A 21349-nucleotide genomic window follows, 5' to 3' on the forward strand; every position below is an offset into this window, starting at 1 on the left:
GTCAGGCCAGCCCGGTCAGCACGGCCAGGCCAAGGAAGCTGAAGAATCCGGTGGTATCGGTCATGGTCGTCACGAATACCGCGGAAGAGACCGCCGGATCGACCTTGAGCCGGTCGAGCGTGACCGGCACCAGAATTCCGGCCAGCCCGGCCATCAGGTTGTTGATCAGCATCGCCGCGGCGATGACCATGCCAAGGTGGGCGTTGCCGAAGACCAGCCCGACGCCCAGGCCGATCAGTACGCCCAGCGCCAGTCCATTGGCCATGGCGATGCGAAACTCGCGCCCGATCATCCGCCAGGTGTTGGAACTCGTCAGCTGGTTGGTCGCCAGCGCGCGGACCACCACCGCCAGAGTCTGGGTCCCGGCATTGCCGCCCATGCCCGAAACGATCGGCATCAGCACGGCAAGCAGCGCAAAGCGGCCGATCGCGCCCTGGAAGAGCCCGACCACGCTGGACGCAAGAATGGCCGTACCCAGATTGACCACCAGCCAGGCCAAGCGGGTCCGGATGGTCATGCGGATCGGCTCGTTGATGTCACCATCACCAGCACCGGACAGCAGCAGGACGTCCTCGCCGGCTTCTTCCTGGATGATGTGAACCACGTCGTCGACGGTGATCTGGCCGACCAGACGACCGTCGCCGTCAACCACCGCGGCCGAGATCAGCGCGTATTTCTGAAAGCGCAGCGCGACCTCTTCCTGATCCATGTCGACCGGGATCAGCGTCTGGTCGCGCTTCATCACGTCGGTCAGGGCAATGCTGCGCGGGCAGCGCAGGATCCAGCTGAGCTGGCAAGTGCCCAGAGGATGATGCCGTGCATCGACGATGAACACTTCCCAGAACTCGTTGGCCAGATCGCTGCCTTCGCGCAGGAAATCGATCAGGTCGCCGACGGTCATGTGTTCGGGCACCGCGACGAAATCGCGGCTCATCAGGCGCCCGGCGCTCTCCTCCGGATAGGACAGCGCGGTTTCGATCGCGGCGCGATCTTCCGGCTCCATCTCGGCCAGGACGGCCTGCTGGTCCTCGTGATCGAGGTCTTCGAGCATCGCCACCGCGTCGTCGGTGTCGAGCTGTTCGGCAATGTCGGCAACTTCGCCGGCGGGCAGCGATTCGACTAGCAGTTCGCGGACGTGATCGTTAAGCTCGGCAAAGACCTCGCTGCCCATCAGGTCGGTGATCGCCTCGGCCAGCAGGGGGCGTTCGTCGGCGTCGAGCAGCTCGAACAGGTCGGCGATGTCGGCCGGGTGCAGCGGCTCGACCAGGTCATAAACCTGATCGTCCTCGCCCGCGTCGAGCAGGGCACGCACCTTGCGGACGAAGTCGCGCTTCAGCGTGTTCTCCTCGTCCAGGCTGTCGCTGGCGCGCGCGGTTTCGGCCGCGGCGGCGGCTTCTTCCAGCACGTCGGGGGCGAAGTCCTCGGGAGTCATCGGCGTCGGTCTAGGCCGCTCTTTCGCAAAAGCAACCTGCCAAGAGGTGACTTTGCCCGCCGCCGCCCTATATCGGCGTGCAAATCAAACGGAGACTATCCAATGGCCGACGAATTCCTGACCCTGACGCTCGACACCGGCAACGGTGAAGGCGGCGACGTAAAGATCAAGCTGCGCCCCGATCTGGCCCCCGGCCACGTCGAACGGATCAAGGAGCTGGTCGGCGAAGGGTTCTATGACGGGGTCAAGTTCCACCGCGTGATCCCCGGCTTCATGGCCCAGGGCGGCTGCCCCCAGGGCACCGGCATGGGCGGATCGGACAAGCCCGACCTCAAGGCCGAATTCAACAACGAACCCCACGTTCGCGGGGCCTGCTCGATGGCCCGGACCAGCGCGCCGCATTCGGCCAACAGCCAGTTCTTCATCGTGTTCGACGACGCCACCTTCCTTGACCGCCAGTACACCGTCTGGGGCAACGTGGTCGAAGGCATGGAGCATGTCGACGCGCTGCCCAAGGGCGAACCCCCGCGCGAGCCGGGCAAGATCGTCAAGGCGGTTGTGAGCTAAGAGCAAACTCGAATGTCAGGGCAGTTGAGCCTCGGTTATCTCTACGACAGCAGCTTCGATGATCCGAAAAAGCCGCGAGATGACTTTGGCTCGCTGCGCCTGTCAGTCCAATCTGCGGATTTTTTCGGCCGAACCGCGTTCTGGGTGCAGTGGCAGGATGTCCGGGAATTTGCCGATGACTTGGTTGCCTATACCGCGTCATCCGTTGCCGTGTTTTCGCGGCAGTGGGGATACAATCTGCACGAAGGCGACGATCTGATCATTCGCCTTCAATTTGATCGTCTCGCGAAAGACGAATACATTTTGACTGCCGAACTTGCTGATGGCCACCAGCCCGAAGACCGCGTTCTCACGCGTTTTAAGACCAATTCTCAAGCAGTTCTCTGGTTTGTGAGAGACGTGAAAAAGGTCATGGATCGTGACTTGGCAGAAGCCATACTTTTGGGCGTCTAGTTCTGTGCTGTTGCCACCCGCCGCACAGTCAGCACCTTGATCGGGGGTTCGAGCATCTGGCCCTTGAGCGGCCCTTCGCCCTTGGTCGGCGAAAGCGGCGCGTCCCAGATCTTCTTCACGACATCCATGCCCGACACCACGTGGCCGAAGGCGGCAAAGCCGGCCTGGGTTTCGGGGTTGGTCGACTTCGGGTCGGCGTCGAGGCTGGGCAGGTCCGACAGCAGGATCGAAAAATCGGCCATCGCCGTGCCCGGGGCATAGCGCGCCATCGAGATCGCCCCGGCCTTGTGCAGGATCCCGGTCTGGCTGGTCGGCTCGTGCGCGATCGGCTTGAACACCTTGAGCGGATTGGCCTGCAGCCCGGCCTGGATCAGGCCGTTGGGCTGGGTCCCCCAATTGAGCCGCATCGCCCGGTAGAACGGCATCCCGTCGAACTTCCTGGCATCGACATAACGGACGAAATTCTCGACCGTGATCGGCGCGCGCTTGTGATCGAGATCAAGCTCGATCGTCCCCAGCGCGGTGACCATCGCCACGCGGACCGTGTCGGGCAAAGGTGCCGGCGCAGCGGGCGCGGGCCTGGCCTTGGCCCGCGGTTTGGCCGCGTCGGCGGCAGTCGCGGTGAGGACAAATGCGGCGAGGGCGAGCAAGGCGAATCGGCGGTTCATCGGCGCATCCTAGCGCGCGAACCTGAACGCTAAAGCCCTGCCTTGACCAGCCAGTCGTGGAAAATCCGCACCGATCGCACGTCGAGCGCGTGGGGGCGGCAGACGAACCAGTAGGAATAGGGGCTTTCCACCTCGATATCGAGCAGCTTGGCCAGGCGGCTGTCGTGGCTGCGGTGGAAATGATCGTCGTGCATGATCGCGATGCCCAGGCCGTTGGCGGCGGCTTCGAGGATCAGCTGGCCCGAATCGTAATGGTCGATCGCCACCGGTTCGAGCCCGGGCATCCCGGTGGCCGCTTTCCACGCTGTGAAGCTGTCGGGCAGCTCGTTGTGGATCAGGAAGGTCTGACGCGACAGTGCCGCTTCGTCCGGCGCCGCGCCAATTTCGGCGACCAGCGCTTTCGACGTGAAAGCATAGACGCGGTTGTGATCGAGCCGCACGGCGTGGAACGACGGATCGGGCTGCTTCGAAAGGATGATCGCCGCGTCCAGCGTGTCACCGACCCGCGTCAGCAGGTGCGGGCTGGTGTCAATATCGATGTGCAGCCGCGGATGGGCCTTGCGCAGTTCGGGCAGGCGCGGGAACAGTCGCTGGGTGCCGAACAGGGGCAATACGCCCAGGTGCAGGCGCAGCACCTTGCTGTCTTCCACCTGACCCTCGACCGCGGTGGCCAGCTCGTCGAACTTGGGGCTTACCGCGTCGTAAAACGCCTGACCGTCGTCGGTAAGCTTCATCGCCTGATGCTGGCGGGTGAACAGCCGCTTGCCGATAAACTCTTCCAGCGCGGTGACGCGGCGCGACAGCGCCGAGGGGCTCAGGCCCAGCTCGTCGGCCGCGGCGCGCGCGCTGCCCAGCCGGACGATCCGGACGAAGGCTTCGATCGCGCGCAAGGGAGGAAGTCGGCGGATGGCCACGTCGCGCTTACTCTTCCGGTTCGTCCGCCACGGGCGGGGGCGGGTGCAGGCGCAGACGGGTAACGTGTTTTTCGTTGCCCGCAACCACTTCGAGCTTCCAGCCGCTGTCATGATCGAGCACCGCGCCCTTCTGCGGCACCAGCCCGGCCAGCAGGAAAGCCAGCCCGCCGATCGTGTCGACGTCTTCCTCGACGTCGCCCAACCGTGCGTCGATCCGCTCGCCCACTTCTTCCAGCTCGGCGCGGGCATCGACGTCCCACATCCCGCCGGGCAGCGCGTGCAGCAGGTCGGTCGGTGCGTCGTCGTGCTCGTCCTCGATCTCGCCGACGATTTCCTCGACCAGATCCTCGAACGTAATGATCCCGTCGGTGCCCGAATATTCGTCGATCACCACGGCCAGGTGGACGCGGCTGGCGCGCATGTCGTTGAGCACGTCGAGCGCGTTGCGCGCCTGCGGCACGAACAGCGGCTGACGCAGCAGCGTGGTCCAGTCCTTGGGCGGCTTGCCGCTGGCCAGGAACGGAAAGATATCCTTGATCAGGACCATGCCGATCACTTCGTCGAGCGTTTCGCCATAGACCGGCAGGCGCGAATGGCCGTGTTCGGCAAAGGCGGCGACAACCTCGTCCCAGGTGGCGCTGGCCGGAATGGCAATGATTTCGCCGCGTGGAATCGCGACATCGTCGGCGTCGTGCTCGCTGAAATGGAGCAGGTTGCGGACCATCTCGCGCTCCAGCGGGGTCAGGTCGCCGTTGCCGCCCTTGTCCGCCGTGCCGGCATCCTCATGCTCGTCGATCGCTTCCTCAAGCTGGGCGCGCAGCGAGGTATCGGCTTCGGTTCCGTCGAAAAAGCGGCGGATGATCCGCCACATCGATCGTCTACTGTCCGCCTCCGGTGAATGACTGTCGGCCATCGGCCTGCTTTAATCCCTGTTACGCGTCGTGGTCGCCATATGGGTCGGCAATGCCCAGCAGCGCAAGCGCCTTTATCTCCAATTGTTCCATCGCACGGGCGTCTTCGGCGGAGATTTCGTGGTCATGGCCGGCCAGGTGGAGCAGGCCGTGGACGATCAGGTGCACGGCGTGGTGTTCCAGGCTGATCCCTTTTTCAGCCGCTTCGCGCGTGCAGGTTTCAAGCGCCAGGGCGATGTCGCCGAGTAGCTCAGGCGGGCCTTCGGTGTTTAGAGCGAGCAGCTCTTCGCGCTCAAGCATCGGGAATGACAGCACGTTGGTCGGCTTGTCCTTTCCGCGCCATTCGCGGTTCAGCGCGTGAACCTCGGCATCATCGGCGAAAAGCAGCGAGGCCGTCAGGCGCGGGTTGGCGAGCTCGGGCGCGACCTGTGCCAGCGCCGCAGCCGCGCGCTCCGCCAGCTCCTCCCAATCGGGCGGAGAAGGCCATGCGGCTTCGATGGAGATGTCCAGGTCCATTCCAAACCATAGCCGTTCGTGTCGAGCGAAGTCGAGACACGTTGCGCGGCGTGTCTCGACTTCGCTCGACACGAACGGAGTCAGGGTTAGCTGTCCTTGCCCTCATAGGCGTCGACGATCCGTCCGACGATCGGGTGGCGCACGACGTCGGCGCTGGTGAAGCGCGACATTGCGATCCCCTCGATCCCCTCAAGCCGGGCGACCGCATCGTTGAGGCCGCTCATTGCCGGGCCGCCGGGGATGTCGGTCTGGTTGGGGTCGCCGCAGATCACCATGCGGCTGTTCTGGCCGAACCGGGTGAGGAACATCTTCATCTGCGCCGGGGTGGTATTCTGCGCCTCGTCGAGGATGACGAAGGCATCGGCCAGGGTGCGGCCGCGCATGAAGGCGATCGGAGCAATCTCGATCTCGCCGCTGGCAATGCGCCGCTCCACCTGTTCGGGCGGCATGCAATCATACAGCGCGTCGTAGATCGGGCGCAGATAAGGATCGACCTTTTCCTTCATGTCTCCGGGCAGGAAGCCAAGCCGCTCACCGGCTTCGACGGCCGGGCGGCTGAGGATCAGGCGCTGGACCGAACCGGTGATCAGCTGGCTGACCGCCTGAGCCACCGCGACATAGGTCTTGCCAGTACCCGCCGGGCCCAGCGCAAAGATCATCTCCTTGCTGGCCAGCGCGCGCATATATTCGATCTGCATTGCCGAGCGCGGAACGATGGTTTTCTTGCGGGTGCGAATGATGATCGGCGGGGCGCCTTCGTCGCCGCTGACGATCCCTTCCAGCGTCGGTTCGGCTGACATCACGATGATCGATTCGACCGCACCGGGATCAAGCTCCTGGCCCTGCATCAGGCGCTGGTGCATGGTCTTGAGGACATCGCGGGCACGTGCGACGCTGTCTTCGGGTCCTTCGATCACAACCCGGTTGCCGCGGGCGGAAATGAACACGCCCAGCCGGTTCTCGATCAGCACCAGATTGGCATCGAACTGCCCGAACAGCGCACCCAGCATGGTGGCTTCTTCGAATTCGAGTTCCGCGCGGGCCTTGGTGGGGGCGGAACGGGTCGGCGCCTCGTGCCAGGCGCGGGCAGGTTTGCGAGCCATAGGGGCTTTGCAGGCACTCCTTTCGATGCGGGGCCGGAGGCGGCTCCGATTCGGGAGGATAAGCCCAGCGCGCAGCCATGCAAGCGATCCTCGCCGCACCGACGGTGGATAACGCGCGGGACGGCCCGGCACGTGCGACAGGTTGCGAAACATTGCGACCGAAGTGGCGTTTTCCTGACTGTCCCGTTCCCGCCGAGTTCACCGCGCGGGGCCCAGATGCGGAACAGCGAACGGGCTGCACGGTCCGATCGAACAAGGAGAATACCCATGAAGAAGATCATCGCTGCGGCGCTTGCCGCCTCGGTTCTCGTCCCCGCCGCCGCCAGCGCGCAAAGTGCGCAGGAAGTGCGTAATGGCCAGCGCGAAGTGCGGCACGATCGCGCCGAAGTGCAGCGCCACGCCCGCAATGGCGATTACCGCAACGCCAATGCCGCACGACAGGAACTGCGCGAAGACCAGCGCGAACTGCGTGAGGATTGGCGCGACTATCGCCGCTCGAACCAGCAGGCGTTCCGTCAGGGCCGCTATGAAGCTCCGCGCGGCTATCGCTATGCTCCGGTTCGGTTTGGCGTAAACCTGCGTTCGGGCTTCTACAGCAGCCGTTACTGGATTGCCGATCCCTATCGCTATCGCCTGCCCAATGCCCAGGCCGGCACGCGCTGGGTGCGCTATGGCAACGACGTGTTGTTGGTCAACGTGCGCAGCGGACGGGTCCTGCGCGTTTACAGCAACTTCTTCTATTGAACCGCGGCCATGCCCCGGTCGGAGCGATCAGGCCGGGGCGACCCGCCCAGCAGCCGCCCGGCGAGCGAATTGGCCCCGGCCTCGATCAGTTCGACCTCGACCAGATCGCCGATTGCGGCATCGCCGGAAAAATGCACCGATTGCAGCCACGGCGACTTGCCCAGCCACTGCCCCGCATGCTTGCCATGGCGCTCGACCAGCACCTGGCAGCGCTTGCCGACTGACGCCTGGTTGAACGCCAGCTGGCCGGCATTGAGGGCTGCCTGCAAGCGCTGCAGCCGTTCGTCCATCACTTCGGGCACGATCTGATCGGCCATGGTCGCCGCCGGGGTGCCGGGGCGGGGCGAATACTTGAAACTGAAGCATTGGGCATAGCCGACCTGTTCGACCAGCCGGATCGTGTCGTCGAATTCGGCGTTGGTTTCACCAGGGAAGCCGACGATGAAATCGCCTGACAGCGCAATGTCGGGCCGCGCGGCGCGGACCCGGTCAAGAATGCGCAGATAGCTGTCGACCGTATGGCTGCGGTTCATCGCGCGCAGCACGCGGTCGTTACCAGCCTGGACCGGCAGATGCAGGAACGGCATCAATTTTTCGATATCGCGGTGTGCCGCGATCAGCCCGTCGGTCATGTCGTTGGGATGGCTGGTGGTATAGCGGATCCGCGCCAGGGCATCGATTGCCGCCAGTTCCTCAACCAGTTTCTCAAGTCCGCGCCCGTCCGCATCCCGCCAGGCATTGACGTTCTGCCCCAGCAGCGTGATCTCGCGCGCGCCGGCATCGACCAGTTTCTTCGCTTCATCCACCAGATCGCTGAACCGGCGCGATATTTCCGCGCCGCGCGTATAGGGCACCACGCAATAGGTGCAGAACTTGTCGCAACCTTCCTGCACCGTCAGGAAAGCGCTGGGTCCAACCTTGCGCCGCGCGGGCAGGGTATCGAACTTGGTTTCGGCCGGCATGTCGGTATCGACCGAGCGGCGGCCTTCGGCGGCTTCGGCGATCATGGACGGCAGCCGGTGATAGGCCTGCGGGCCGACCACCATCGACACCGCCGGCGCGCGCGCCATGATTTCCTCGCCTTCGGCCTGGGCGACGCAGCCGGCCACCGCGATCATCGGCGCCGAGCCGTCCGCGCGGCGTCCGTCCTTCACCAGCCGCCCGATGTCCGAATAGACCTTTTCCGCCGCCTTCTCGCGGATATGGCAGGTGTTGAGCACGACCAGGTCTGCCGCTTCGCCCTCTGCCGCCGGGGCAATGCCCTGCTGGGCCAGCAATTCCGCCATCCGCTCGCCGTCATAGACGTTCATCTGACAGCCGAAGCTTTTGACGCGGTAGGTGCGGGGAGGCTGTACGGGGGGCATGGGCTGGCGCCTATAGCGCCGTTTGTCCGCGATTCAAACCTCGGCCTTGGGGGCGACGTAACCGATCATCGGGATGTCGAACCGGAAGGGGCGCAGCGGCTTGCCCAGCAGTTCGACCAGGCGCTGCTCGATCTGTCGGCGTGCCTCGCTGGCGATCGCCTTGCGCCCGGGAAAATCGTGCGGATCGAACGGGTCGAGGAAGTGCAGGTTGACCGTGAATGTGCCGCGTCGGGCGAAAATGCGCCGCGCGTTGGCCAGTCCCGTTTCTTCGCCCATCCAGGCGATCCATTCAGCCAGCGGGCCATAGTCGATCACGACCGGCTGGACCAGCATGCCCGGCGGCGGCGGTTCAAGCACGCTGAGCATCGAGGTCTTGAAGGGCAGCAGGGAATGCCCGTCGGTGACCGAGCCTTCGGGAAAGATCACCACCGACCACGTGTCGGCAACGGCTTCGCGCAGCGCATTGATCTGTTCGGCGATACCCATGCGCGCCTGGCGCCGGGTGAACACGGTGCGGTTTAGTCGCGCCATCCAGCCCAGAATGCGGAATTCGCCGATCTCTGCGCGGGCGACAAAGGCCGAACCGGTGACACCGCCAATCACCGGAATGTCGAACCACGAGACATGGTTCGGCATGAAGAAAACGTCGCGCCGCAAGGGCACGCCATGAACCCGCAGACGCGCCCCCATCATCCGGGTGGCAAGCCGCAGGAACCACATCGGCAGGGGCGAGCCATAGCGGACCAGGCGGAACAGGTAGTGCAGCGGCACCAGGATCAGCAGCGCCGCAACAAGCATGGCAGCGCGCGCAATGATCCTTGCTTCGCCTGCCAGACCCAGCGGCACCGGATTGCCGGAGGCGGCGCGGCGGATCGCTTCGGCCTGATCGATTTGGGTGGCGTCGGACATTCGCTCAGCGGATCAGCGGGCCAGAGCCTGCAGGATTGCCTCACGCGCGGCCTGTGCCATGGTCTTGCGGTTGGTCAGCTGCGCTCCGCGCAATTGCGGAAGGAAGTGGATGGTCACCTCAACAGCGCGGCGCCGGGCAAGGATGCGCAGGAAATTGTCGAGGCCGTGCTCTTCGCCCACCCAGGCGATTTGCGCGGCGTCCGGTCCATAGTCGAGGAGGACCGGCTGGACGCAAATACCCGCTGGCAGCGGCTCGAACGCCGACAACAGCGAGCTCTTGAACGGCAGAAGGCCGGTTCCGTCGCTGGTGGTGCCTTCGGGAAAAATCGTCAGAGCATGGGTGTCTGTCATGGCATGGCGCACCTGTTCAACCTGATCGGCAACGCTGGTGCGGTCATGCCGGGCGACAAAGACCGTGTCGTTCATCCTGCACAGCCACTTGAGCACGGGCATCGATGCAAGTCCGTCATGCCCGACGAAGGCCGATCCAGTGATACGGCTCAGCGCCGGGATGTCGATCCAGCTGACATGATTGGCCAACATGAAGGTCGGCCCCCTGGGTTTGACCCCGGCGGTCTTGATTTCGACCCCGGCAATCGTTGCCACGCCGCCAAGGAATATGCGCGGCCAGGGATTGGTCATGCGCAAGATGGCCCAGGCGTAGTAAAACGGGATACAAACCAGCAGTAGTGCGGCCATCGCGGCAAGTCGCAGCGTCACCCGTGCCCAGGCGCGCAGTGACAGCTGGCGCGGCATGGCAAACGCGGTGGCCATCGCGCTAGGACTGTCCCTCGCGGCCCAGGCGCACTCCGTAGAGTTCCATGCGATGGTCGACCAGGCGATAGCCAAGCTTTTCGGCAATCTGGCGCTGCAAGGCCTCAAGCTCGGGATCGACGAATTCTATCACCTTGCCGCTTTCGACATCGATCAGGTGATCGTGATGCGCCTCGGGTGCTGCCTCATAGCGCGAGCGGCCGTCGCCGAAATCGTGCCGGTCAAGAATCCCCGCCTCTTCGAACAGGCGCACTGTCCGATAGACGGTGGCGATCGAGATCTTCGGATCGATTGCCGAGGCGCGTTCGTGCAGCGCTTCCACGTCGGGATGGTCGGTCGCTTCCGACAGCACCTTGGCAATCACGCGGCGCTGTTCGGTGATGCGCAGGCCGCGCTGGGCGCAAATCGCTTCGATGTCGATGGCCTGATGCAAGGGAAACTCCGCGTTGGGCAATGAAAAATCCCGCCGATCATAGAACGGCGGGATTTTTCTTCAATGGTCGGGCTCTGGATAAACCCGCCGGCTTCATGCGGCCTTTGGCTTGCGTCCGCGCTTCTGCCCCGGCTTGCGTCCCAGACCGATCTTCTTGGCCAGATCGCGGCGCTTTTCAGCATAGCTGGGGGCAACCATCGGATAGTCGGCGGGCAGGTTCCAGCGCGCGCGATACTGTTCCGGGGTCAGATTGTAATGAGTCATCAAGTGACGCTTGAGCATTTTCAGCTTCTTGCCGTCCTCAAGACACACAATGTAATCCGGTTTGATCGAAGCGCGGATTGAAACGGCTGGTTCAGGCATCTTTTCGACCACCGGAACGACTTCGCCAAGTCCAGCCAGCGCGCCATAGACGTTGCTGATCAGAACGGGCAGGTCGTCAACCGCCACACTGTTGTTGCTGACATGCGCGGCCACAATGTCCGACGTCAGCGTGATGAGCATTTCCTTCGTATCGGCCTGGCTATCTTCCATGACCAAATCCCTTCCTTGGTTTCTACCGGTCGTATTTTTTATTAGCCCGTCGGGTCGCAATCCATTGGGCCAATCCCGGATAGGGAAATGAACGCATATGAACAAGAGTTAAGGGAGTCGCGTTCATAAAAAACCTCGGAAACTGTACGATACCTGTCGATTTAGGTCAGATTTTGGCAAAAGTGATTGCGTCTATCCGGTCACCCGAAGGTGTCCGATAATAGTTAGGTCGCTGACCAATCGGCAAGAAGCCGAAGTTGCGATATAGTAATTCGGCGGGATTGCCACGTCGCATTTCGAGCAAAAGGCGCCTCGCACCCCGTGCGAAGGCCGCTTCTGCGAACTCATTAAGTAGTGTGCGGCCAAACCCGCGCTGCCGATATCGCGGATCCACAGCCAGTAGCAGCAGTTCCTCTTCTTCAAAGCCGGTGCGGGCCAGAAAGAACCCGGCAGTCTCGACATCACCGGATCCGGGTTGCCCTCTGCTGTCGACCAGACCGTAATGGCAATTGCCGATCAGCAATGCATCTTCGACCTGACGGCGATTCCAGGCCTCTCCGAATTGCGGATCGAAGGCGGCGTGCATCACGGCCATGATCCGGTCGATATCGTCCGCGGGCAGTGTCACGCCGCACCAGATGGCAGGCGGGCATCGGGTGCCCGGCCATAGAGCGGGTTCACCGCTTCGGTCAGCGCTTCCCCGGGGAGCGCCGCGAACGCGCGCGCGTCGGGCCACAGTGCCAGAGCCTGGCCATGTCCGCGCGCGGCGATCACCGCTTCGGCCTGACTGCCCGCAACAAGGTCAACGCTGACGGTCTGGGCAGCGGCTTCAGGTGTCAGCGATTCGAGCGGTGCCACGGCGCGGCCGGCGGCATCGAATTGCTGGACGAACCATTCGCCGTGGCCGCCGGTGGTCGCAACGGCTACGCCTTGCGCCCCAGCTTCGGCCCGGGCCATTGCGGCAATTAGCGCAAGGGTGGGATAACCGACCAGGTGGGCGTTCCATGCAAAGGCGAGCGCGCGGGCCGCAGCCAGGCCGAGACGCACGCCGGTAAAACTCCCCGGGCCCAATGCGACGGCAATACGGTCCGCCTGGCCGCCGCCCGGCAAGGCGGCAATCATCGGGACAAGGGCCTCGGCATGGCCGCGCCCCAGCTGGCGGCAATCCCCGGCCAGCAGGGTAGTGCCGTTAAACAGGGCGACCGAACAGGCCTCGGTCGCGCAATCGATTACCAGAGTGCGCACAGCGTTGATGCTAACGCGTCAGGCGATGCGATTGAAGACCTCGAAATCGGGGCGCGGGCTGCGCTCGAAAATAGTCGAAGGATCGCCATAGCCCAGCGTCGAGATGAAGTTGGACTTGATGTTGGGGGTGTCGCCGAAAAACAGGTCGTCGACCTTGTCCTGATCGAAGCCAGACATCGGCCCGGTATCGAGCCCCAGCGCGCGCGCCGCCATGATGAAATAGGCGCCCTGCAGGCTGGAATTTCGGAACGCGGTCATCTGGCGCAGCTCGGCATTGCCTGCAAACCAGCTCTTCGCGTCGGTATGCGGAAACAGCCACGGCAGGTTTTCGTGAAATTCGAGATCCATGCCGATGATGACCGCAGCCGGTGCGGCGCGGATCTTGTCAGGATTGGCCCCGCCAGCGCACGAGGCGAGCTGATCCCTGGATTTCTGACTGACGCACCAGATCAGCCGGGCCGGCAGACAATTGGCACTGGTCGGGCCCATCTTCATCAGATCCCAGATCGCCATCAGCTGATCGTTGCCAACCGGCTTGTCGAGAAAGCCGTTAAAGGTTCGCGCGGTGCGGAACAGCTGGTCAAGGGCGGTATCGTCAAGCGGTTCGGACATGGATTTCCTTCGGGTGAGGGGAGCAGGCGGGCAGGCCCGATCAGGCCGCGCGGACTTCGATGACTTCGGGGACGTAGTGCTTGAGCAGGCTCTCGATCCCGTGCTTGAGCGTCGCCGTCGACGACGGGCAGCCCGAACAGGCACCCTGCATGGCAAGGTACACCACGCCTTCGCGAAAGCCCTTGTAGACGATGTCGCCGCCATCGTTGGCCACGGCCGGACGAACGCGGGTTTCGATCAGCTCGCGAATCTGCGCGACCACGTCGGCATCGGCAGGATCGTCGCCCACATCCTCGTCCTCACCGGGGACGACGATTCCGGCGGCACTGCCGGGATTGAACAACGGCGCCGCGGTAATGAAGTGATCGAGCAGCAAGGCCACCACCTGCGGCTTCAGTGCTGACCAGTCGGTGCCCTGCGCCGCAGTGACCGAGATGAAATCGCGCCCGAAAAACACCCCGGTGACATCGCCCAGATCGAACAGGGCCGAGGCCAGCGGCGACGCGGCGGCTTCCTCTTCATCGCGGAATTCGCGCGTGCCCGCTGCCATCACCTCCTCGCCAGGAAGGAACTTCAGAGTGGCCGGATTGGGCGTGGTTTCGGTTTCAATGAACATGATCCATCGCATGTAGGCGCGCATGGGGGCGGGTCAAGGGCCGACGGGCGGCATTCCGATGCTGGTCAGCGCCATCAGGCCGTCCTATAGGGCAGCGATGATCGCGCGCTCTGCTTCCGTTCGCCTGTCCCTGACCGTTGCCGGCCTGACCGCCATGGCGCTGACCGCCCCGCTGCTGGCCAAGCCGGTGCGTCCGGCTCCGCGCGCGACGGTGGCGCCGCAGATCATCGCGCTGCCGCTCAAGCAGATCATACCAGCACCGCAGCGGCAGTGCGCGGCGAAGACGGCGTCGGGCCTGGGTTTCCGCGTGCTGCGTCCGTCGGGCGGGCCGCGGCCGTCCGGCGATGCGACGGTCACGGTCAACTATATCGGCTATCTGGCCGCCAATGGCGAAGTGTTCGACCAGGGCATGGAATCCTCGTTTCCGATGCAGCGCGTTATCGCGGGCTTTTCCGAAGGGCTGGCGCTGATGCCTGCGGGATCGATCTACCGGCTCTGCATTCCGGCCAGGCTTGGCTATGGTGACAAGTCGACCGGACCCATTCCGCCGAATGCCGATCTGGTCTTTCAGGTGGAACTGATCCCCAACCTGACGAGCCCGGCGAAGGCGAATTAACCGCCGCTATTCACTGGCCCTTCAGCTTGGCGCTACCTATAGCATAGGCATGCGTCCCCTGTTCCGCACTGCGTGCTCGCTCGTTTCGCTGGTCTCTGCCGCCCTGCTGGTCGTCCAGCCGGTCACGGCAAAGCCCGCACCCGCCCCAACTGCCGAGGCTGGTTCAGCAGATCCCTGGCTCTACCGCGGCAGCGACGTGCCGCGTGACAAGGAATGGACCTTTGGCGAGCTGCCTAACGGGCTGCGCTATGCCGTCCGCAAGAATGGCGTGCCCCCGGGCCAGGTGTCGATCCGGGTCCGCATTGATGCCGGTTCGCTGTACGAGAACGATAACGAGCGCGGCTTTGCCCACTTGCTTGAGCATATGGTGTTCCGCCAGTCGCGCTATCTGGCCGACGGCGCGGCGATCCCAGCGTTTCAGCGGCTAGGCGCGACCTTCGGCAGCGACACCAATGCCGAAACCAGCCCGGTCAGCACCACCTTCAAGCTTGACCTGCCCAATGCGACAGCGGCGTCGCTAGATGAGTCCTTCAAGCTGGTGTCCGGCATGATGATCGCCCCGACGCTGAGCGAGGCCAATGTCCGCACCGACGTGCCGATCGTCCTGGCGGAAAAGCGCGAACGCGGCGGCTTGGCCGAACGGCTGGCCGATGCGACGCAGCAGACCCTGTTCGCCGGGCAACGCATGGCCGTGCGTCCGGTGATCGGCACGACGGAAACGCTGGAAGCGGCCAACCAGGCTTCGGTCCGCGCCTTCCATGCGCGCTGGTACCGTCCCGACAATGCCGTGATCATTGCCGTGGGCGATGCCGATCCGGCGCAGCTGGCGGCGTTGATCGAGAAGTATTTCGGCGAGTGGAAGGCCGTCGGCAAGCTTACCCCGGCACCATCCTTTGGCGATCCCGTGGCCACCGCCGGTAGCAGCGCCGGCCATGTCGGCGAAACCCGTGTCGTTGTCGAACCCGACGTGCCGCGCGGCCTGACCTATGCCGTGATGCGGCCGTGGCGCAAGGTCGACGATACGATCGTCTACAACCAGGGGATCATGGTCGATGCCCTGGCCCAGGCAATTATCAATCGCCGGCTTGAGGCGCGCGCGCGCGGCGGTGGCAGCTATCTGGTGGCCCAGGTCAACCAGGAAAAGGTCAGCCGCAGCGCCGACGCGACTTTCGTTTCCGTAACGCCGCTGGGTGAGAACTGGAAGACCGCTCTTGACGATGTCCGCGCGGTGATTGCCGATGCCATGGCCGCCGCGCCGACCCAGGAAGAGATCGACCGCGAAGTCGCGGAAATGAACGTGGCTTTCGAAAGCAGCGTCGAGCAGCGGCGCCTTCAGCCTGGCTCGCGGCTGGCCGACGACATCGTCACCGCACTCGACATACGCGAAACCGTAGCGTCGCCGGAGACTGTCCTGCAGATCTTCAACCAGTCGCGTCCGCTGTTCACGCCGCAGGCCGTGCTCGACCACACCCGCGCGCTGTTTCAGGGCACGGTGACCCGCGGAGTCTATGTTACCCCCAAGGCAGGTGAGGGCGATGCGGCCAGTCTGAAAATGGCGCTCGCGGCCCCGGTCAAGGCCGACAGCAAGGCGCGGCTGGACAGCAAGCCAATCTCCTTTGCCGAGCTGCCGCCGATCGGGACGCCGGGCAAGGTTGTGACCTCCAGCCCGACCTCGGTGTTGGAAATCGAACAGGTCGAACTTTCGAACGGCACCAAGGTGCTGTTGTGGCCGACTACCGACGAACCCGGCAGGGTCACGGTCAAGGTCCGCTGGGGCGCGGGCTACCGTGCCTTCCAAGCGGGCGATGCGGCCTATATCGCGCTGGGGGATACCGCGCTGGTCGGCTCGGGCGTCGGCACGCTCGGCCAGGAAGAGCTCGACCGGATCTCGACCGGGCGCAAGATGGGCTTCGATTTCGCGATCGAGGACGCCGCGTTCCAGCTGTCTGCCAACACCCGCAATGCCGATCTGGCCGATCAGCTCTACCTGTTCGCCGCCAAACTCTCGATGCCGCGCTGGGACGTCAATCCGGTGCTGCGGGCCAAGGCCGCGGCCAAGCTGCAATATGAAAGCTTCGCCACGTCGCCCCAGGGGGTGATGCAGCGTGACCTCGCCTTCCTGCAGCACGGGCGCGACGCGCGTTTCCGCACGCCGACGCCGCAGGACATCGATGCGGCAACGCCGGACGGCTTCCGCAAGGTGTGGGAACCGGTGTTGCGCGAGGGGCCGATCGAAGTGCAGCTGTTCGGCGATTTCAACCGCGCCGATGCGATTGCCGCTCTGGAAAAGACGTTCGGTGCCCTGCCGCGCCGGGCCCCGCTGCCCCAGGCACTGCTCAGGTCGAGCTTTGCCGATCTTGCGCCGACCGCGCAGCCGATCGTCCTGGAACATCGCGGCGATCCCGGTCAGGCGGCGGCTGTAATCAACTGGCCGACCGCCGGTGGCATTGCCCAGATAACCGAGGGGCGTCAGCTCGAGATTCTCTCGCAGCTGTTCTCCAACCGCCTGCTTGATGCGATGCGCGAAAAGCTGGGCGCAAGCTATTCGCCCTATGTCGCCAATTCCTGGCCGCAGGATCTCGACAAGGGTGGGGCGATCTTTGCCCTGGCCCAGCTCCAGCCCAAGGCCGTGCCGGTGTTCTTCGCCACGGCGGACGAAATCGCCGCAGAGCTGATCGCAGCGCCGCCCAGCGCCGACGAATTGTCCCGGGTGACCGAGCCGCTCAAGCAGCAGCTGACCCGCGCCTATACCTCCAGCGCGTTCTTCATGAACCAGCTGGAAGGGGCGAGCGACGATCCGCGCAAGTTCGCGGCGCTGCGCTCGCTGCTGCCGGACATGACGCAAACGACACCGGCGGCGATGCAGGCCCTGGCGGCGAAGTATCTCAAGCCCGGCAACAGCTGGCGCGTGGCGGTGATTCCGGCGGGGCAGAAGCTGGCGACGGACCTGCCCAAGGGGATGACAATGCCGGGGGCCGGGCGCTGAATCGCGGATCGTTGCATTTGTAACAATATTGCGCGATTTCGCTGATCGCCTTTTCGCTCTTTGCAATCGCGCGGCCAGCGGGCTATGGCGCGCGGCCTGAATTTGTTGGAGCCAATGACGTGAGCGGAACGTGGACACCGGATAGCTGGACAGCACGCGAGGCGCGGCATCTGCCGTCGTACCCCGATGCTGCGGCCCTGGCCAAGGTGACGGACACGCTGACCAGCTTTCCCCCGCTCGTTTTCGCGGGCGAAGCGCGCGCGCTGAAAGCCGATCTGGCCGAAGTGGCGGCGGGCAGGGGCTTCCTGCTGCAGGGCGGGGACTGCGCCGAGAGTTTCGCCGAGTTCCACCCCAACAACATCCGCGATACCTTCCGCGTGCTGCTGCAGATGGCGGTGGTGCTGACCTTTGCCAGCAAGCAGCCGGTGATCAAGGTCGGTCGGATGGCGGGTCAGTTCGCCAAGCCGCGCTCTTCCCCGGTCGAAACGATCGGCGGGGTCGAACTGCCGAGCTACCTGGGTGACAACATCAACGGGATCGATTTCACGCCGGAAGCGCGCATCCCCGATCCGCAGCGGCTGCTGCAGGGCTATTCGCAGTCGGCGGCGACGCTCAACCTGCTGCGCGCCTTCTCGACCGGGGGCTATGCCAACCTGCGCCAGGTCCACCAGTGGACGCTTGATTTCATGGGCCGCAGCCCGTGGGCGGCGAAGTTCGAGGAAGTGTCCAGCCGGATCGGCGAGGCGCTGGACTTCATGCAGGCCTGCGGGATCGATCCGCAGACTGTGCCGCAGCTCCAAGGCACCAGCTTCTACACCAGCCACGAGGCGCTGCACCTGCCCTATGAGCAGGCAATGACCCGGCAGGATTCGCTGACCGGCGACTGGTACGATTGCTCCGCCCACATGCTCTGGATCGGCGACCGTACCCGCTTCGAAGGATCGGCCCATGTCGAATTCCTGCGCGGGGTCGGCAATCCGATCGGCTTCAAGTGCGGGCCCAGTCTGGCTCCGGACGAACTGCTGCGCCAGCTCGACGTGCTCAACCCGGCCCGCGAAGCCGGGCGGATCACCTTGATCAGCCGCTTCGGCGACGACAAGGTCGAAGCCGGCCTCGCCCCGCTGGTCCGTGCGGTGAAGCGCGAAGGCCATCCGGTGGTATGGTCCTGCGATCCGATGCACGGCAACGTGATCAAGGCCGACAGCGGCTACAAGACCCGGCCGTTCGACCGCATCCTGCGCGAAGTTCGCGGCTTTTTCGCGGTCCACCGCGCCGAGGGCACGCATGCGGGCGGCATTCATATCGAGATGACCGGGCAGGACGTGACCGAATGCGTCGGCGGCGCCGTGGCGATTTCGGATGCGGCGCTGGCCGATCGCTATCACACCCACTGCGACCCGCGTTTGAACGCCGCGCAGTCTATCGAGCTCGCCTTCCTGCTCGCCGACATGCTCAATGCCGAGGCCGTCGACCGCGCCCAGCGCGCAGCGTGATCGCCCGCCAGCTTCTCGGCACGGCGCAGGTTCCCGGCGGCGAGGAGTTGAAGTTCTACGCCCACGACCGCGATTTCATGATCGTGCTGGGCAGCAACGAGCTGATGAGCACCCGCCAGCGCGGCTCGGAAGAGGCGCTGGCCAACCTGACGCTCGACCGGCTGCCGGGGGTGCGCGCGCCGCACCTGCTGATCGGCGGATACGGCATGGGCTTCACCCTGCGCGCCGCGCTGAAGCGGCTGGGCAAGGACGGCCGCGCCACCGTGGCCGAACTGGTCCCCGAAATCATCCAGTGGGCGCGTGGGCCGATGGCCGGGGTGGCCGAGGGTTGCCTCGACGATCCGCGCGTCATGCTCAAGATGGGTGACGTGGCCGAAGTGATGCTGCTCGCCCCGACGCCTTACGATGCGATCCTGCTCGACGTCGACAACGGCCCCGACGGCCTGGTCCGCGCCGACAACAACCAGCTCTACCGCAAGGCCGGCCTCCACAACGCCCGCCGCGCGCTCGCTCCGGGCGGCGTGCTGGCGATCTGGTCGGCCTATCCCGACCACGCCTTCACCCGCAGGCTGGAAAGCGTCGGCTTCGACGTCGAAGTGGTCGAAGTGCGCGCCCGCGTCGGCAAGGACGGGAAGGGCAAGGGCCCCCGCCACACGATCTGGTTTGCGCGTCCGCAGTAACCGCATTGCGACAAAGGGTGACGCGGGCCTGGCATCGAGCCCTTTCTCCGGCCTTCTGACGGCGCCGGCGCAAGTTCGCCGGCACCGCCAAAACGGCAACAATCAACCGACGCGTTCGACCGTAGAGACTTCACCCTTGGCGTTGGTGGTGGTCCACTTGCCGGCTTCGACCTTCTCGACGTTGCACTCCTGCTTCGCGTCCTTGGCGTCCTTGGTGAAGCAGAAGGTGCCGGGATCTTTCTGTTCCCACTTGCCGGTATCGACGACTTTGCCGTCCAGAGTGGTGACGTAGGTCCCGTCGGCCTTGTCTTCTTCCATGTAGACCTTGCCGTCGTGCGAGCTGATCTTGAACTTGCCGGCCGAAGACTTGCCGTCGGCAGCAGTATTTTCAGTAGTGGAAGGTGCAGGCGTTGCGGACGCAGCTTCGGTGGCCGCTTCGGTTGGCGCTGGGGCGGGTTTCGAACATGCGGTCACGCTCGCCAAAGCGGCGAAGATCATAAGCTTTTTCATTGCTGATACCCCGTGCGTTCGAGCAGCAGATCATTCTGCGAACTCGATTCGCGACCCAAGCTGGCGATACTAGGCTCCTTGATTGGGCGAGTCCAATTGCGCTGTCGGTAGCTTAGATCTGTGGTTGGCATCGCGTTCAGGTCGATTCAGGAACTGGCCTTTTAAGCGACGAAGCGGTTGCCTTGGCCATGATCGACCCAGTCACGGCAGCAATAGCGTCGACCCTGTCGTCTGCCGCGCCTCCAGATCGCGGTGCGCCTGCGCTGCGTCCAGCAGCGGGTAGGTCTGCCCCACGGTCACCTTGAGCTTGCCGCAGTCGACCATGTCCCACAGCTTCGCCGCGCCGGCCATCGCCTCGGCCGGTTCGCGGTAATAGTCGAACAGGGTCATGCGGGTGACGAAAAGCGAGCCGTGCTGCGCCAGCACGCCCAGGTTCACGCCGGTCACCGGCCCGCTGGCATTGCCGAAGCTGACCACCGTTCCGCGCCGCCGCACCGACTTCAGTGACGCGTCCCACGTCGCCGCGCCGACGCCGTCGTAGCTGGCGGCAACGCCGACGCCCTGCGTGGTCTCGCGTACCTTGGCGGCAAGGTCGGCATCGCCGGAGAGGAACACCGTTTCGGCGCCCGCTTCCCTGGCCAGTGCCATCTTGGCCTCGCTGCCGACGGTGCCGATCACCCGCACCCCGCGCGCGGTCAGCCATTGCACCAGCAATTGCCCGACCCCGCCCGCCGCCGCCGGGACCAGCGCCCATTCGCCTGCGGCCAATGGCGCGCAGCGTTCGGCGAGTGCCTCGACCGTGGCACCTTTCAGGAACACCGCCGCCGCGGTCTGCGCGTCCACGCCCTCGGGCACCGGGAAGTACTGCAGCGCCGGGGCGATCCGCGCGGTCGAATAGGCCCCCAGCGCGCCGAATGTCGCGACCCGCTGGCCGACCTTGAGGTGGCTGACGCCGTCGCCCACCGCCTCGACGATCCCCGCCGCTTCCATGCCGATGCCGCTGGGCAGGGCGGCGGGATAGAGCCCGCTGCGGAAATAGGTGTCGATGTAGTTGAGGCCCACCGCCTCGTGCCGGACCAGGATCTCGCCCGCGCCGGGGGCCGGCAGATCGACCTCGCGCCACTGGATCACCTCGGGTCCGCCGGTCGCTTCGAAATAGGCCTGGGTCGCACGCATCGATTGTCTCCTGTCGTTCGCAGAATAGCCGCGCGCCTGCCCTTAACAAGCGTAACAAAGCTGCTAGCGTGCGAACCAATCGTTTCATGGGAG

General features: G+C 64.6%; 24 protein-coding genes. 7 read left to right on the top strand and 17 right to left on the bottom strand.

Going from position 1 to position 21349, the window contains the following annotated elements:
- Position 1: 1 nt before the first annotated feature.
- Complete coding sequence (gene mgtE, locus ACFFF7_RS14155) at positions 2–1432, bottom strand: magnesium transporter (protein WP_379482003.1); 1431 nt, start codon at positions 1430–1432, stop codon at positions 2–4.
- 102 nt (positions 1433–1534) lie between these two features.
- Between mgtE and ACFFF7_RS14160 the strand changes: the two genes are divergently transcribed.
- Both ACFFF7_RS14160 and ACFFF7_RS14165 read left to right on the top strand, forming a co-directional pair.
- Entirely contained in the window at positions 1535–1999 is a 465-nt protein-coding gene (locus ACFFF7_RS14160) for a peptidylprolyl isomerase (RefSeq protein WP_379482004.1), read from the top strand.
- A gap of 12 nt (positions 2000–2011) precedes the next feature.
- Positions 2012–2452: a hypothetical protein gene (locus ACFFF7_RS14165; RefSeq protein WP_379482005.1), complete on the top strand. Its 441-nt coding sequence runs from the start codon at positions 2012–2014 to the stop codon at positions 2450–2452.
- Here ACFFF7_RS14165 and ACFFF7_RS14170 read toward each other — a convergent pair.
- The 5 genes from ACFFF7_RS14170 to ACFFF7_RS14190 all read right to left on the bottom strand — a co-directional run bounded on the left by ACFFF7_RS14170 (position 2449) and on the right by ACFFF7_RS14190 (position 6564).
- Positions 2449–3120, bottom strand: coding sequence for a peptidylprolyl isomerase (locus tag ACFFF7_RS14170; protein ID WP_379482006.1), 672 nt, complete (start codon positions 3118–3120; stop codon positions 2449–2451). The genes ACFFF7_RS14165 and ACFFF7_RS14170 overlap by 4 nt on opposite strands.
- Before the next feature lie 29 nt (positions 3121–3149).
- Complete coding sequence (locus tag ACFFF7_RS14175; RefSeq protein ID WP_379482007.1) at positions 3150–4034, bottom strand: LysR substrate-binding domain-containing protein; 885 nt, start codon at positions 4032–4034, stop codon at positions 3150–3152.
- 7 nt (positions 4035–4041) lie between these two features.
- Positions 4042–4947, bottom strand: a complete 906-nt coding sequence (locus tag ACFFF7_RS14180; RefSeq protein WP_379482008.1) for a hemolysin family protein — start codon at positions 4945–4947, stop codon at positions 4042–4044.
- Between the two features lie 19 nt (positions 4948–4966).
- Positions 4967–5461 (bottom strand): rRNA maturation RNase YbeY, encoded by a 495-nt coding sequence (gene ybeY, locus ACFFF7_RS14185; protein WP_379482009.1) that lies wholly within the window; start codon positions 5459–5461, stop codon positions 4967–4969.
- An 86-nt stretch (positions 5462–5547) separates the two neighbouring features.
- Positions 5548–6564, bottom strand: a complete 1017-nt coding sequence (locus tag ACFFF7_RS14190) for a PhoH family protein (protein ID WP_379482010.1) — start codon at positions 6562–6564, stop codon at positions 5548–5550.
- A gap of 267 nt (positions 6565–6831) precedes the next feature.
- Here ACFFF7_RS14190 and ACFFF7_RS14195 point away from each other — a divergent pair, with 267 nt between their 5' ends.
- Positions 6832–7308 (top strand): RcnB family protein, encoded by a 477-nt coding sequence (locus ACFFF7_RS14195; protein ID WP_379482011.1) that lies wholly within the window; start codon positions 6832–6834, stop codon positions 7306–7308.
- On the opposite strand, the gene miaB is transcribed toward ACFFF7_RS14195, so the two are convergent.
- From miaB to ACFFF7_RS14240, 9 genes are all read right to left on the bottom strand, one after another.
- Entirely contained in the window at positions 7302–8672 is a 1371-nt protein-coding gene (gene miaB, locus ACFFF7_RS14200) for a tRNA (N6-isopentenyl adenosine(37)-C2)-methylthiotransferase MiaB (protein ID WP_379482012.1), read from the bottom strand. The genes ACFFF7_RS14195 and miaB overlap by 7 nt on opposite strands.
- 33 nt (positions 8673–8705) lie before the next feature.
- Positions 8706–9581, bottom strand: a complete 876-nt coding sequence (locus ACFFF7_RS14205; protein WP_379482013.1) for a lysophospholipid acyltransferase family protein — start codon at positions 9579–9581, stop codon at positions 8706–8708.
- 12 nt (positions 9582–9593) lie between these two features.
- Positions 9594–10355, bottom strand: a complete 762-nt coding sequence (locus ACFFF7_RS14210; RefSeq protein ID WP_379482014.1) for a lysophospholipid acyltransferase family protein — start codon at positions 10353–10355, stop codon at positions 9594–9596.
- 4 nt (positions 10356–10359) lie between these two features.
- Positions 10360–10788: a Fur family transcriptional regulator gene (locus ACFFF7_RS14215; RefSeq protein WP_379482015.1), complete on the bottom strand. Its 429-nt coding sequence runs from the start codon at positions 10786–10788 to the stop codon at positions 10360–10362.
- 93 nt (positions 10789–10881) lie between these two features.
- Positions 10882–11322, bottom strand: coding sequence for a Ros/MucR family transcriptional regulator (locus ACFFF7_RS14220; RefSeq protein ID WP_379482016.1), 441 nt, complete (start codon positions 11320–11322; stop codon positions 10882–10884).
- 166 nt (positions 11323–11488) lie between these two features.
- Positions 11489–11917, bottom strand: a complete 429-nt coding sequence (locus tag ACFFF7_RS14225; RefSeq protein WP_379482364.1) for a GNAT family N-acetyltransferase — start codon at positions 11915–11917, stop codon at positions 11489–11491.
- A 29-nt stretch (positions 11918–11946) separates the two neighbouring features.
- On the bottom strand, positions 11947–12567 hold the full coding sequence (gene tsaB / locus ACFFF7_RS14230) for a tRNA (adenosine(37)-N6)-threonylcarbamoyltransferase complex dimerization subunit type 1 TsaB (RefSeq protein ID WP_379482017.1): 621 nt from the start codon (positions 12565–12567) through the stop codon (positions 11947–11949).
- A gap of 18 nt (positions 12568–12585) precedes the next feature.
- Positions 12586–13179, bottom strand: coding sequence for a malonic semialdehyde reductase (locus tag ACFFF7_RS14235; RefSeq protein ID WP_379482018.1), 594 nt, complete (start codon positions 13177–13179; stop codon positions 12586–12588).
- Between the two features lie 40 nt (positions 13180–13219).
- Positions 13220–13795, bottom strand: a complete 576-nt coding sequence (locus ACFFF7_RS14240; protein WP_379482019.1) for a NifU family protein — start codon at positions 13793–13795, stop codon at positions 13220–13222.
- A gap of 22 nt (positions 13796–13817) precedes the next feature.
- Between ACFFF7_RS14240 and ACFFF7_RS14245 the strand changes: the two genes are divergently transcribed.
- The 4 genes from ACFFF7_RS14245 (at position 13818) to ACFFF7_RS14260 (ending at position 19570) form a co-directional block, all read left to right on the top strand.
- Entirely contained in the window at positions 13818–14411 is a 594-nt protein-coding gene (locus tag ACFFF7_RS14245) for an FKBP-type peptidyl-prolyl cis-trans isomerase (RefSeq protein ID WP_379482020.1), read from the top strand.
- Between the two features lie 49 nt (positions 14412–14460).
- Complete coding sequence (locus ACFFF7_RS14250) at positions 14461–17397, top strand: M16 family metallopeptidase (RefSeq protein WP_379482021.1); 2937 nt, start codon at positions 14461–14463, stop codon at positions 17395–17397.
- Positions 17398–17516: 119 nt separating this feature from the next.
- Positions 17517–18890, top strand: coding sequence for a class II 3-deoxy-7-phosphoheptulonate synthase (locus ACFFF7_RS14255; RefSeq protein WP_379482022.1), 1374 nt, complete (start codon positions 17517–17519; stop codon positions 18888–18890).
- Complete coding sequence (locus ACFFF7_RS14260) at positions 18887–19570, top strand: spermidine synthase (RefSeq protein WP_379482023.1); 684 nt, start codon at positions 18887–18889, stop codon at positions 19568–19570. The genes ACFFF7_RS14255 and ACFFF7_RS14260 overlap by 4 nt, the downstream gene beginning before the upstream one ends.
- A gap of 102 nt (positions 19571–19672) precedes the next feature.
- Here ACFFF7_RS14260 and ACFFF7_RS14265 read toward each other — a convergent pair whose 3' ends face one another.
- Both ACFFF7_RS14265 and ACFFF7_RS14270 read right to left on the bottom strand, forming a co-directional pair.
- Positions 19673–20080: a hypothetical protein gene (locus ACFFF7_RS14265; RefSeq protein WP_379482024.1), complete on the bottom strand. Its 408-nt coding sequence runs from the start codon at positions 20078–20080 to the stop codon at positions 19673–19675.
- Positions 20081–20281: 201 nt separating this feature from the next.
- Positions 20282–21256 (bottom strand): quinone oxidoreductase family protein, encoded by a 975-nt coding sequence (locus ACFFF7_RS14270; protein ID WP_379482025.1) that lies wholly within the window; start codon positions 21254–21256, stop codon positions 20282–20284.
- Positions 21257–21349 lie beyond the last annotated feature (93 nt).

Origin of the sequence: Novosphingobium aquiterrae (assembly GCF_042434435.1) — a bacterium.
GTDB classification, from domain to species: Bacteria; Pseudomonadota; Alphaproteobacteria; order Sphingomonadales; family Sphingomonadaceae; genus Novosphingobium; species Novosphingobium aquiterrae.